9 protein-coding genes and 1 pseudogene are annotated in these 13,662 nt (G+C 41.1%); 7 read left to right on the top strand and 3 right to left on the bottom strand.

The genetic code is table 11. The annotated features are described in order from the left end of the window. Positions 1–1,435: 1,435 nt before the first annotated feature. Positions 1,436–2,935: a GAF domain-containing hybrid sensor histidine kinase/response regulator gene (locus Q4519_RS15680; protein ID WP_303513828.1), complete on the top strand. Its 1,500-nt coding sequence runs from the start codon at positions 1,436–1,438 to the stop codon at positions 2,933–2,935. 108 nt (positions 2,936–3,043) lie between these two features. Here the strand turns inward: Q4519_RS15680 and Q4519_RS15685 are convergent, their stop codons facing one another. Further along, positions 3,044–4,951, bottom strand: a complete 1,908-nt coding sequence (locus Q4519_RS15685) for a hypothetical protein (RefSeq protein WP_303513830.1) — start codon at positions 4,949–4,951, stop codon at positions 3,044–3,046. A 33-nt stretch (positions 4,952–4,984) separates the two neighbouring features. Next, positions 4,985–5,266, bottom strand: a pseudogene (locus tag Q4519_RS22435) (transcriptional regulator); the annotation flags it as partial. Between the two features lie 421 nt (positions 5,267–5,687). Between Q4519_RS22435 and Q4519_RS15690 the strand changes: the two are divergent. From Q4519_RS15690 to Q4519_RS15715, 6 genes are all read left to right on the top strand, one after another. Next, positions 5,688–6,602, top strand: coding sequence for a glycosyltransferase (locus Q4519_RS15690; protein WP_232799516.1), 915 nt, complete (start codon positions 5,688–5,690; stop codon positions 6,600–6,602). A 1-nt stretch (position 6,603) separates the two neighbouring features. Next, positions 6,604–7,281 carry a DapH/DapD/GlmU-related protein gene (locus Q4519_RS15695; RefSeq protein ID WP_303513833.1) on the top strand — a complete coding sequence of 226 codons (678 nt, stop codon included), beginning with the start codon at positions 6,604–6,606 and terminating at the stop codon, positions 7,279–7,281. Beyond that, positions 7,281–9,035, top strand: coding sequence for an ABC transporter ATP-binding protein (locus Q4519_RS15700; RefSeq protein WP_303513835.1), 1,755 nt, complete (start codon positions 7,281–7,283; stop codon positions 9,033–9,035). The genes Q4519_RS15695 and Q4519_RS15700 overlap by 1 nt, the downstream gene beginning before the upstream one ends. Before the next feature lie 3 nt (positions 9,036–9,038). Next, the gene (locus Q4519_RS15705) at positions 9,039–10,781 is read left to right on the top strand and encodes an ABC transporter ATP-binding protein (RefSeq protein ID WP_303513838.1); all 1,743 of its coding nucleotides are present in this window, start codon (positions 9,039–9,041) and stop codon (positions 10,779–10,781) included. Between the two features lie 221 nt (positions 10,782–11,002). After that, the gene (gene umuD, locus Q4519_RS15710) at positions 11,003–11,407 is read left to right on the top strand and encodes a translesion error-prone DNA polymerase V autoproteolytic subunit (RefSeq protein WP_303513839.1); all 405 of its coding nucleotides are present in this window, start codon (positions 11,003–11,005) and stop codon (positions 11,405–11,407) included. A gap of 5 nt (positions 11,408–11,412) precedes the next feature. Beyond that, entirely contained in the window at positions 11,413–12,666 is a 1,254-nt protein-coding gene (locus Q4519_RS15715) for a Y-family DNA polymerase (protein WP_303513842.1), read from the top strand. On the opposite strand, the gene Q4519_RS15720 is transcribed toward Q4519_RS15715, so the two are convergent. After that, complete coding sequence (locus Q4519_RS15720) at positions 12,663–13,532, bottom strand: LysR family transcriptional regulator (RefSeq protein ID WP_303513845.1); 870 nt, start codon at positions 13,530–13,532, stop codon at positions 12,663–12,665. The genes Q4519_RS15715 and Q4519_RS15720 overlap by 4 nt on opposite strands. Positions 13,533–13,662: the final 130 nt, after the last annotated feature.

The following is a 13,662-nucleotide window of genomic DNA, read 5'->3' on the forward strand; positions in this document are numbered from 1 at the left end:
GTTTATTTGTTTTCATAAGTACCTCAATGGTGATTGTACTTACTTAGTGGTGTGTCTAAAAGTAGTGGTAGGGATCAGTTTGTCTACTGCATCGAAAGCTACTCGTTGGCCTTTTCTTTATGATTCTGCATGACTGTGGCTTTAATTAAATCTGTTTCTCTGGCACCATCTGCAATACGCATCTTGTGTTCGCCTATCATTCGAGCGATATTGTCTTAAAATTAAGTGTCCGATGGGATTAGACTAGAACACTGTAACCTTTGGATATTAAAATAACCCAAAGAGAATATGTCTGTATCTCTTTATCGTTTGCTTCAATTATCATGCTCGACCTCTATTTCTATTTTCGTAATCGTGGTAGAGCGGCCCATTACTTGGCCGACCCCACACACATCCGGATGTGCAGAATTAGCGCATCGAGCTTTTGGGCTCTTCAGTTATATATCAACACGCACCTAGTACCAACCTACGTGAATAAATCGCTTACTCACTCTTGGTCGCTCAATTGCGTATTACATTAGCATCTTATTGAAATTACTACAATTGTAACTGCGTCACCACTTCGTCTATTCAATTATTTATACAAACTGTTCAATCTATCAAGGCTGCGGCTATTGTCTGACATGCAAAGTCATTTCGTTTCCGTTGTGGCATCCTAGTATTGATCTTGTTTGACCTTTACCCAGTAAAAGGCAACACAAATTGCAGCTTGCGACTCGGATGAAATTGACCGAAGCGCAGCAGTGACACTTTCTCCGCTGCCACTTCTAAGTTGAATTTATTGAGTCGTTATTGCCGTACCTCATAACATTGCAAGCCTGACTCGGTCATGCCAACTTCAATACCACGGCGCGTTGTGAAAAACGTGAGTTATTTTGAGTGTATATTGTACAATTTCGTCACTATGATTCATGAACCTAAATAACATAATTGATACTTTTTTATCCAGTTATAGGCTATTTCATGAAGCAAATTTAGGTTCATGAGTGTTTCAGTTGATTTCATTTTAACTTTTGTACTTTTAAAACAAAGTGTTAACCCCACATAGGGTAGCATAATCACTCTCGAACCTCTTTAAAACCCAGAAAAGTTCAATAGGTGGTAAATATTGGCATATCACCATACCTTAACCTCATATAAATCACTCGTTTACAATATCTTAGTCTCTGCGCATATTTGTATATCTGTATTGCCCTTTGGCTAACGTTTTGTTTTGATGATTATCTGTTGGCAATGGACAACGGTTTAATAAATACTAAACTAATCAATACTATAATATTCCATGTATTTTATTATCAGATCCCAGCACAAGCTCCCATTGGCTGTGAACTCAATTGCCGGAACCATTATGAAATCAGCTGACCAGCCCATTAATGAAATTGAACGTGTTACCGCCTTGTATGAATATGACATTTTGGACACGGAGGCTGAGCGAGTGTTTGATGATTTAACTGAGTTAGCTTCGGAGATTTGCGAAACCCCGATTTCATTAATAAGTTTAGTGGATCCCAAACGGCAATGGTTCAAGTCGAAAGTTGGCTTAACTGCAAATGAAACTAGCCGAGACATTGCTTTTTGCGCCCATGCTATTTTACAAGACGATGTATTTGAAGTATCAAACTCGTTACAAGACGAACGCTTTTTTGATAACCCGCTAGTCACAGGCGGACCTGAGATCCGCTTTTATGCGGGTATGCCTCTGAAAACACCCAGCGGACATAATATTGGCACCTTATGTGTGATCAGTGATCAACCAAAAACATTATCCCGCCACCAGAAAAAAGCGCTAACAATATTAGCTCGTGAGGTAATTTCACAACTTGAGTTACGTATTCAAAATAAAAAGCTCGCACTTGCGAATAATTTCAAAACACAATTTTTATCAAATATTTCACATGAAATTCGAACGCCGCTCAATGCTATTATTGGATTGTCTGATTTATTGTTAAAAAGTGACTCAGTGAAAAATCTAAATAGTGAGTTGCTCGGTTACATCAATCAAATTTCCTTAAGTGGTGAGCAGTTACTTGGTATTGTTAACTCCGTGTTAGATATCGGCAAGATTGAAGCCGGTAAGATGGAGCTTGAGTGCGCAGCAACCAATATCTCAGAAGCGATACATAGCACCATCGCTTCACTAAAACCTTTTGCCGATAGAAAAGGCGTAACCATTTATCTTGATGAGTCATCTCATTGCCCTACTCTAGCCAGTCTTGACCGGACTAAGTTTTCTCAGGTATTAAGTAACATAGTTAATAATGCGATTAAATTTACACCTGTGCGTAAACAGGTACATATAAGATATTTTTATAAAAATAACACCTTACACCTGAGTGTTATTGATCAAGGTATTGGTATTTCAAGCGAACAGCAGAGCCTTTTATTCAATCGATACATGCAAGTTGGCCATGCAGCTCAAGAAGGTACAGGTCTTGGGCTTTATATTTGCAAGAGTTTAATCGATCTTATGGGAGGGCATATTTATCTTCATAGTGAAATTGGCCACGGTACACAAGTCGATATTACTATCCCTATTGTGCCCCTCAAGGATGAGCATTTTGAACCGCTGAATGACCATCAACTCACTAGCCGCACTGTTCAGCATATTTTGGTAGTTGAAGACAATAAAGTAAATCAAATAGTCTTAGTTGCTATTCTGGATAAATTACAGATCCGTAGCACGGTTGTTGACACTGGTGAGGCGGCTATTTTAGCGGCCAAACACACGAATTTCGATGTTATTTTAATGGATATAAACTTACCTGGCATTGATGGAATTCAAGCAACCATTGAACTTAAGGCCCTAAATTTCAAAGGAAAAATAATTGCTTTGACGGCTGATGTTTTCCGAAGTCATGATGATAAAGCCTTATTCAATGACTTTTTAACAAAGCCAATTCAAATTGATCATTTGCACAAAGCGCTAATGAGCTAGTTAGCCCAGTTTAGTGCTAAGAGTTACATACATGGCTATCGGTAACCAAACGAACTCCTTTTTCACCTATTCAAATGCACAGTGTTAGGCGGATTGATACCTTGTCACCTAATGAGCTTTATTTGCCTCTGCTTGTGCTACTAGCGTCGTAAACTGTGCATTATTATGTAATGAAGAAAACACAACATCGTGTTGCAAAAACTTGCCTTTACTATAACCGTTATCAACAGCTTTTCTAAGGGAGCGTAAAGCCATATTATGGTCGTTTGCGCTGTATAATCGTGCCCGATATACATTAAGATGAGAAAGTTTTACCCCGTTATTATTAAGATGCGCTACTTGCTCTAGGCCTTGTTGCCTTATTTGCGCAGCCTCAACCGGACGATTTTCTTGCTCTAAGCTATATGCAAGACTCCCGTAATAAAAAGCACTGCTTAGCAAAAGTTGATCATATGAATGGCTAGCTGTATTCAACGCAGAACTAAGATTTTTTATTGCTAACTTATAATTACCTGCATACATAGCAGCTACACCATATATGGCTTGTATGGCAGGAGTTGCTTTTTGATCGGAATGTTTTTGTAGATAGTCTTGTACTAATGTAAGTAAGTGTTGTTGTTGACCTTGGGTTAAGTACACGGCTTCATAAGCTGAAAATGTTTGTATAATGGGCCTGCCATCGAGTTTTTTCAGTGCTGCCTTCGCCTCATTAAACAGACCAAGATTAGCTAAGTTTATACTCTGATAAACCCAAATTTGACGTTGATTTGCTGTTATTTCTAGTCTTTTTTTACCCCAGTGGTAAGCGATCTCACTCTGCCCAACTGCTGTTGCAGTAGCAATGGCTTGTTGTGAATAATAGTAAGGCATGGGTTCGCTTAATAGTGAGTTAATAATCTCGATATTTTTTTTCAACTGGCCATTTTGTAAGCCTATGATTGCTTTTAAAAATATCAATTCATTGCTTTTTACTGTTTTTTGCTGTGCATTAAGTAACGCTTGTTTAGCCTGATTTATTTCATACTCTGCTAAATAAGTTTTTATTACCATTAAGTGAGCGGCTAAGTTTGTTTGATCGCTGCTTAATACTGTCTTTGCGCTGCGCCTGGCTTCTGCGTAGTCATGGGCATAAAACTGAATTTCACTCAACCCTAATAATGAATCAGCCAGCTCTGGGGTCAGGCTTAAAGATCGATACAAGTGTTTTTTTGCTAACTTTAACCACATTGGATCATCGTCTTCACCAATGTATCTTTCGAGATAAAGAGCAGATAGAGCCGAGTACGCACGACTATGTTGGTCGTCAATAGTGATGGCTAGTAATAAAAGATCAATGGCTTTCGCGACTGCTTCTGGAGAGTGCCTTCGTGCTAAGCTTTGGGCTTTTTGGTATAAATCTTCGGCACTTTTGACGATGATCTCTTCATTGTTTAATTGTGTAAACATTTCTCTCAACAATGACAGCTGAACTTGCTCCAGCTGCTCTCGTGATACGTCGCTCCCACCGGACCATATTTGAATCCCATCTCTACCTCTAATTAATGATATTTCTATGTGGTATTTACCTGAATAAAGGCCATCAACCTGGCCCTCTATCAGGTAATCTGCTGCAAGCTTTTCAGCTATTTCGGTTGCCGACAGATCTTTTTTCGCAAGCGCTGCTGTTGAGGTGTGCGACACGATACGTAGGTTTGTAGAGCGGGTTAACAAGTAACTTAAATTCCAGGCGCTAGCCTCAGCTAAACCGCGTTGTCCTTGGAGTGCAATATTATTAGTAAAAGGTAATATTGCTATTGTATGGGGCTTCGAAACAGTACTGCGATGATAGAAAAAATTAACAATAAACAAACATATAGCAGATAGCGAAACGACAACCACTAAACTTTTCCAGTCATTTAATAATGTGCATTTAATGTGGTCGCTTTTTTCGTTAGGCTCTGTCTCAGTAGCCTCACATTTTACTAAAGGAGTATCGCAAGGACTTATTTCATTAACATGCTGTGCTACTTTTTCCACATATTGGTTAACCTTGGCAATAAATTTGTAGCCTTTTTTCGGCACTGTACTAATGTAGCGAGGATCACTGGCCTTATCAGATAAGGCTTTTCTTAGCTGAGCAATGGTTTGATAGATAGAAGAGTCTGTAACAATTCGATTTTGCCAAACTTGTTCAAGTAATTCGTCAGTACTGATAACCTGTCCGGGTCGCTGGCAGAAATAGAGTAACAATGCCATCACTTTAGGTTCAATTGTTTTTTGCTGTTGTTGATTGATAATTTTATTTTCGCTGGCAACAACTACCCAGTCGCCTACCTTGTATTGCATAACCATCCTTTACACCGCTAACCAATTTCAGTTAGCTGCGTTAACTACTGAGAAAATCCCTACTCACTTTTTCGCCTTGCTCCACTCCATGGCATTTGTACGTTAGTGTTGTGATATTTTAAAGTCAGACATTGTTAATTAGCTCCTCTCAACGGCGAGCTTTACTTTTTTTTTACAATTAAGTTCATTATGTCCTAGTTAGATAAAAAACACCTAATGGATTTCTCAGTTCCTTCTGATCATTACCTTTAAGCTATTGTTTTTAATATTTATAAATCATTCAGATAACGCTTATGTTTCTGTTAAGATTTATAACATTTTACTCAATATTATGCCTCTCGTTTACCACGTAAACATATCAATTTAACTTTTAACGGATTCAAAAGTTAACCGTAACCAAGGATGAGTAGACTTAAGGTATAAAAATATGTCGGCTCAAAATGTTCACCAACGTAAACAGCTCAGTGTCATTATTCCTACTTACAACCGAGCAGAGCTGTTAAGGCACACACTTATTTCTTTGCAGTACCAATCGCTTTCGACTGAATTTTTCGAAGTTATTGTGGTTGACGATGGTTCAGTGGATCACAGTGAAGCAGTATGTCATGATTTTTCATCGGTTCTAGATATTAAATACTTTCATCAACAAGATAAAGGGTTCCGTGCTGGTAAAGCACGCAACATTGGCGCTGCTATTGCCGAGGGCGATTACTTAGTTTTTATCGATACTAGTGTTGTCCTTGCCAGCCATGCGCTTGCTCATCATTTAGCAACCCATCAGTCATCCCCTACTCCTATCAATATTATTGGTTATGTTTATGCCTTTGGCTTACGTGGTAATGACGTAGAGCCAGTGATCCCTATGATGAGTAGTGATAATGCCGATGCAAGCTTGGCCTATCTTAAAGATATTTCAGCCCTTGATCAAAGAGAGCCGCAATACCAATTAATGGGCTCTGATTTAAGCCGCTGGCCGGCCGCTTTTGATATTTTTTGGACCTGCCATGTCTCTGTTGAGCGCAAATTATTTATTCAAGTGGGTGGCTTTGATGAAAGTTTTACCTCATGGGGCGGGGAAGATGTCGACCTTGGCATTCGTTTATTTAAAGCCGGCAGTCAGTTTTATTTAGATCGTGATATTTGTTCGTTTCATTGGCCTCACCCAGAAGAAGGTGAAGATAACAAAAATGAGCAAGGTGTTCATATTGCACAAGATTTACATAAAAAATACCAACTATGGGAAACCAGCTTTTACGGCGATCTCTATGGTGAGCCCAATATGTCATTAAATGAAGTGATTGCGCGTTTTGGTGGCCGCTCACAACTGGAGTTGGTAGGTTAATATGGCTAATTATCAGTACCACTTTGTTTCTCGTCCCGATCAGATGAGTGAGAACATTGATTTACTCTTGAATAAATTTCGTCAAGCTAAGATAAAACTCGGGCAGCTCGGTTATATTTCTGGTATCCCGCGTATTGCCTTTAGCCAAATCACCGATGAAGGGTTGCCTGACAACCCAATAAATTTAGCTGACTTTTATGAAGCAATCGAGATAGGTAATCATTGTTATCTTGAGTCTAGCTGCACTCCGGCCTTTCACAGCCAAGCGGTTAAGCTTACGGTTGTAAAGTGTAACCAAGGCGCCAGTGGCACAATAAAAATTGGTAATAATGTGCAGCTGCAAGGCACGGCAATTGTTGCTTATGACAATGTCACAATTGGCAATAACGTCGTGTTTGGTCCAATGGTCACAGTGATGGATTGCAGTGGCCATACCCTCACAGGCCGCGGTCAAGCCGGTGAGGTAGCTAAGCTTAGTCCAAAAGCAGTAAACATAGGTGATAACGTTTGGATTGGTGCTAACGTGATGATTTTAAAAGGCGTTACCATAGGTGCGAATGCAATCATCGGTGCTGGTAGCGTGGTCTATCAATCTATTCCTGAGAACACGATTGCGTTAGGTAACCCTGCCAACATTGTTAAACATATCAGTCCTGATTACATTAAGGCCGCATCGTGATGGAATTTATCAATCAAATAGGCTGGTTTATTAGGCTACACAAATGGCGTTATTTATTGATTTTTATGGCGATAGTGGCTGCGTCAGTATGCAGCTTAATCCCGCCGTTATTAATTGCCAGTCTTGTTGATCAACTGGCTAAAGCGCAAAGTTTTGACCTGCTAAACCTTTGGCCAACAGTATTGCAGCTAGTCGCCTTAGCCATTAGTACTTATCTGTTGCGTTTTTTCTGGCGCTATTATTTGTTTGGCAGTGCGCTAGAGTTAGAGCGCAACTTAATGGTGCAGCTTTACAGCCATTGTTGTCGTATGCCTGGCCCATTTTTCCAGCGTCATTCAAGTGCAAAATTACTTAATCACCTTAACTCAGATGTTAACGCGGTAAGTCAAGGGGTTGGCAATGGGGTTATATTCTTTGTTGATGCCTTTGTTATGTCAAGCCTAGTATTAGTTGTGCTGGCGACACAAATAAGCTGGCTGCTGACCTTAGTGGTATTGCTACCCTTGCCTATCCTTGCGCTCTCGATCAAACGCTACGGCCAACAAATGCAATCACGGGTCCAACAATCACAGCATCAACTCAGTCTGTTCTATCAACAAGTACAGCAAACCGTTAATGGCATTAGTGTTATCAAAGGCCATGCTTGCCAAGGTGTTTCACAGCAGCAATTTGATCATCAGTTAGCGCAGTTAACCCAAGCTAATATTGAACAAGCCCGCGTTGAAGCTAAATACGAGCCGACAACGGCCATGGTCGCTGCGGGAAGTTTCTTTCTTACCCTAAGTGTCGGCAGCCTTTTAGTGGCGCAGCAGCAGATTACCTTGGGTGAGCTACTTGCCTTCAATCTTTATTTGGGCTATTTAATATGGCCAATGAATGCCTTTGGCTTTTTGTTTAGTACCTTAACCATGGCCAGTGTATCAATGAAGCGTATCGAGCAAGTGCTTAACGACGATCAGTTAGGTTATGCCCACCAAGCGCCAACGGTGCCCACTAAACAGACAACCTTGATAAAATTAGATGTTGATTACTTTTCTCATCATAATCATCAAGTTGCCAATGAAGATTCTTTTGATGAACCCGACCAAGCTGCGCTTTTATTTAAAGACGTGCACTTTTCTGCGCGGCGTGGCCAAATTCAAGCAATTGTTGGCCCTGTTGCGTGCGGCAAGTCCAGTTTGCTACGCTTGCTGTTAGGCTCAAGCACGATTGAATCCGTGCAGCGTTCATTGCACCCAGATACCAATATTGCTTACGTGCCACAAGATTGCGCCTTGTTTACAGGAACTATTCGGGAAAACATTGCTCTTGGTGACCCCGACGCCAGCCTTAAACGAATCAAGTTTGCTGCTAATTTAGCTTGCCTAAGTAAAGATATCGACACTTTTCCGTTAGGTTATGATACGCAAGTAGGCGAGAATGGCAGTCAATTATCAGGGGGACAAAAGCAACGGCTCGCCATTGCTAGAGCATTACTGACTCAAGCAGACATTTTACTGTTAGACGACAGCTTATCAGCCCTCGATAACGCCACCTGTAGCCAACTTCTGTTCAATCTTAAATGCTGGATGGCGGGCACCAAGACTGTCATTTTAGCATCTAGCCGGTTTGACTTACTCAGTCAGGCTGACAGGGTGTTATTATTGCGCCCAGAGCGCCAACCCTTATATCTACCCCATTCAGAATTACTCACTCGAGATAGCTGGTATCGGCAACAATATCAACATGGTCGTTCGACTGAAGGGAGTCATTAATCCATGAACGCATCGATTATTTTGCGCTTATTAAAATATGGTTTAAATCACAAAGCGACCTTATTTCGTGCTTCTTTATTGTTACTGCTAGCGACGGGCTTAGACATGCTGGCACCTTGGCTAACCATGATTTATATTGACCAATTTGTCGCCGTTGATGATTACGAAATAAGCGCACTAGTCGGCATCGCGGTTATCTATATTGGCGTGATTATTGGCGCCAATGTGCTGTCTTATTTTCAATCCCTAAGTTATTTTGATTTATCGGCAAGTGTTATTAGTGAGCTGCGCCAAGCCAGTTTTCAGCACTGCTTAAAGTTACCCATGGCTTATTTTCATCAGCACAGTCATGGCGAAACCATTAATCGAATGACGCAAGATGTTGAAGCCGTGCGTCACCTATTCAAAAACATTATCGGGCGTACCATAAGAGATATTGTGACCATCAGTGCCGTTATTATTTCTATGCTGCTACTAAATATGCAACTGGCCTTAGTGTGTATTGCTTTTATTCCCGTGTTTATCGCCGTATTTGTTGCCTATCGCCACTTTTCATTACCATTACATCGAAAAATTAAACAGCAGTCAGCGAAAATAAATGGTTTTCTAAATGAGAGCTTACAGCAGGTTCTACTGTTACAGGTATTCAACGCGCAGCCTCGTTTTATTAAGCGTTTGAATGATAAAGCCCAGACAAATATTACACTGAGCCTACGTAATGTCACATTAGAAGCTTTATTACTCCGGCCTATGTTAGAGCTACTGGCTATTTTAATGATGGCTGCGCTTATTTTAAGTTTAGGGGCAATGCCAACTAACCTACTGGCTTTTGGCTTACTCTTCGCCTTTTTTGCTTATTTGGCTCGTTTCTTTGAGCCCATTATTAATTTAATGCAAAGCCAAGGTGAGCTACTGCAATCAGTTGCGGCCGCCGAGCGGGTATTTGAGTTACTTGACTATGAAATGGAATCACCTGGCGGCTCAATACTCTTAAACCATTGCCCAACTATCCGCTTTCATCAGGTAAATTTTGCATATGAGCAAGGTGAATCGGTGTTATCCAATCTTGATTTAACTATCGAACCAGGTGAATTTGTGGCCCTAGTAGGGCCAACAGGTAGCGGAAAAAGTACCATAGCACAGCTACTTAAAGGCTACTACCAAGTAAACAGTGGCCAGATCCAGTTGGACCAATACATCATTACCCAGTACCAAACCAACAGTTTACGTAAAGCCATAACCTTAGTCGATCAAAAGCCTTTTATTATGCAAGGGAGTGTTAGGCAAAATTTGTTATTGGATTTGGTCAATACCGACGACTCTCAGATCCATCATGTTTTAGCACAAGTTGAATTAGCCGCCTGGTTAGCCAGTTTACCTCACGGCTTAGATACCGTTATTGACAATAATTCGCCCCTGCTCACCCTCGGACAAAAACAGCTACTGTGTTTTGCCCGCGCTCTGTTACAAAATAGCTCTGTTATTATTCTCGATGAAGCCAGCGCAAGTTTAGATCCAGCGTCTGAACAAGCCATTGGTCGTGTTATTCAGCAACTGCGCGGCAAAGTTAGCCTCCTGGTAATCGCCCATAAATTAAGTAACATAAAAATGGCTGATAAAATCGTCGTGTTACAACAAGGAGTATTACTTCAACAAGGCAAACATGCCGATTTAGTACGCCAAGGCGGTGCATATCACCAGTTGTTAGCGTGTAATGATAGCCAACCGAACAACATTGTTGCTTAACGCTTTTAACTTAAATTGTAAATATAACATAAGGTTAGATTTATTCTTTTGATTTGAGCACATTATCGAAGTGTGCTATAGGCGTTCTTAACAAATGGCATGATGGCATAAATAACAACTGTTTCTTGGTAATTCTTAGTAAATAACTCATGGCTCATCATGATTGTGCCGCTAGCCTATCACTGCTAGAATTACCTGTATATATATACAGGTAATTTAGTATGAAGATCATTCCTATCAAAGCAGCTTGTGGCATTACTGGTTTTGAGTCACCTGCTGCCACTTATACTGAGCAAGGGTTAACACTTGATGAATTGTTAATTGAACATCCCAGTGCTACTTTTATTGGCCGTGCGTGTGGCGATAGCATGCGTAATGTCGGCATCATGGACAATGACATATTAATTGTTGACCGAGCTTATCGCTATGCGCATTTAGATGTAGTGGTGGCTAATTACAATGGTAATTTTGTTTGTAAAATCATAGATATAAAAAATAAACGATTGATCTCTGGCAATGAGAGTGAAGCAGATATTATGATTCACGAACACGATGAATTTGCGATTGAAGGGGTGGTCACCCGCTCTATCCGGTTACATAAACCCAGTCATTTATTACTGGAATAATGGTCATGTTTGCCTTAGTCGACATTAACGGCTTCTATGCCTACGCCGAAGCCGTATTTGATTTATCATTACGCCATCGTCCCGTCATTGTATTAACCAATAACGACGGTTGTGTATGTGCCATGAATCGACAAGCCAAGGCTCTGAACATTCCCCGCTTTGCGCCCTACTTTAAAGTAAAACAGCAATGTGAACGCCACGGTGTTGCTGTTCGCTCTAGCAACTATGAGTTATATGCAGATTTATCTAATAAGTTCAGTAACCTACTAACCCAATTTTGTAGCCATATGCATGTTTATTCGATCGATGAAGTATTCCTGAATTTATCTGGCATGACAAAGCTTTGGCCTGATTTAACCTTGTTGGGTCATGCTATTCGCCGCTGCATTTGGACCCAACTGCGCTTACCGGTTTGTGTCGGTATTGCCAACACCCTCACTCTGGCCAAAGCAGCTAACCATGCGGCAAAGAAAATACCGGAATATCAAGGTGTATGTACCATACATAGTGTTAAGCAACGCCAAGCTATTTTAACGCAAATGTCCCCGCAAGATGTTTGGGGAGTAGGCCGACGCATAGCCAAACGCTTGCCGTTACTAGCCGTGAACAATGCCTTTGAGCTAGCGCAAATGCCCCCCCATTTTGCCCGCGCCCATTTTAATATTGACATGGTGAACACCGTTCGTGAACTTAATGGCGACGCTGTTAAAACATGGGATAAAGTCAGAGCGGATAAACAGCAAATATTCTCAACACGAAGTTTTGGCGAGCGGGTAACAGATGCCCAGTCATTAAATCAAGCCTTAGTACAACATGGCGCCATTGCCGCCAAAAAGGCGCGCGAGCAAGGTAGTTTATGTCACACTATGATGGCCTTTGCAGCCTCATCACCGTTTGATGACAAACCAAGAGCATTTAAACACTTTCACCATTTTCATGTCGCCACCAATGACACCGCTGTGATTGCCAACGCCTTAACCGATAACTTACACAAATTATTCCAACCAGGCGTTCCCTACTACCGTGTTGGCGTCGGGTTACTTGAACTCGCAAATGAGCAACATCAACAGCTTGATATGTTCAGTGGCAGTAAAAACAACCCCGCTCTGATGCAATGCATCGACACCATCAATGCGCGTTTTGGTCAATGTATCACCGTCGCAGGTGAAGGAATAACTAAACCTTGGTCAATGAAACGTAATTTTTTATCGCCCCAATACACCACACGATGGCAGCATATTCCTAAAATTCGCTGTTAAGCCAAATGCTCAAGTAAAGCGGTTACTTTCTTTGTTAAATAATCCCGGTGCGGATAGATCGCATAAATCCCCAATAAAGGCGATTGATACTGGGGTAAAACAACTGTCAGAGTGTCACTTTCTAAAAAAGGAGCAGCTGCAAAATCAGGAAGCAAAGCGATTCCAATGCCAGATGCAGCAGCCATTGCCGCTGCCGCGGCGCTATTGACTTCAAGCTGAGCATTAACTCGAACTTGCTCTGTATGACCATTAATTAGCAACGCCCACTTACTGCCCTCGCGGCGATTAGTGTCTACAACACAAGGTAAATCAGCCAGCTGCGAGAGCTTTTCAATCGGGTCATGGCGATCAATGAACGCCGGGCTAGCCACGAGCATTTGCTGACACAACCCTATTTTACGTGCAATCAAGTTCGAGTCGTCTAACTGACCAATCCGAAATGCCAAATCAAAACCGGCGGCAATGAGGTCAACATAATGATCATTAAGCACGAGTTCAATTTTCAGCTTGGGATGCAACTTCATAAAAGAAGGCAACGTTGCCATTAGTGTGGTTTCAGCAAAAGTATGAGGAGCACTAATGCGTAAGCGCCCTGTTAATGAATCATTCCCGGTCGGGTTAAGCTGAAATAAACTATCCACTTGCTCGATAATAACCAAAGCATGCTTGTAAACATGGGAGCCCTGTTCAGTGATATGAATTGCCCGAGTGGTGCGATTGAACAAGCGAATATTAAGTAATACTTCAAGTTGAGCAACCTGCTTACTCACAATAGATTTAGTTTTCCCTAAATGCCGCGCAGCCGCAGTAAAGCTCCCCAACTCCACCACAGCAATAAATGTACGAAACAGTCCTAGTTGATTCACTTCATTGTCTCTTTTTAGTAAACAATGTTTCCATAATAATCCGCATTGTTTATTTAAGGAAGATGTCAAATACTGGCAATATCTGATAGAGGCATAAATGAACACTCAATAAAGTAGTAAAAGGAGAACT

This window comes from Motilimonas sp. 1_MG-2023 (assembly GCF_030547455.1).
Taxonomy (GTDB): Bacteria; Pseudomonadota; Gammaproteobacteria; order Enterobacterales; family CBDFNC01; genus Motilimonas.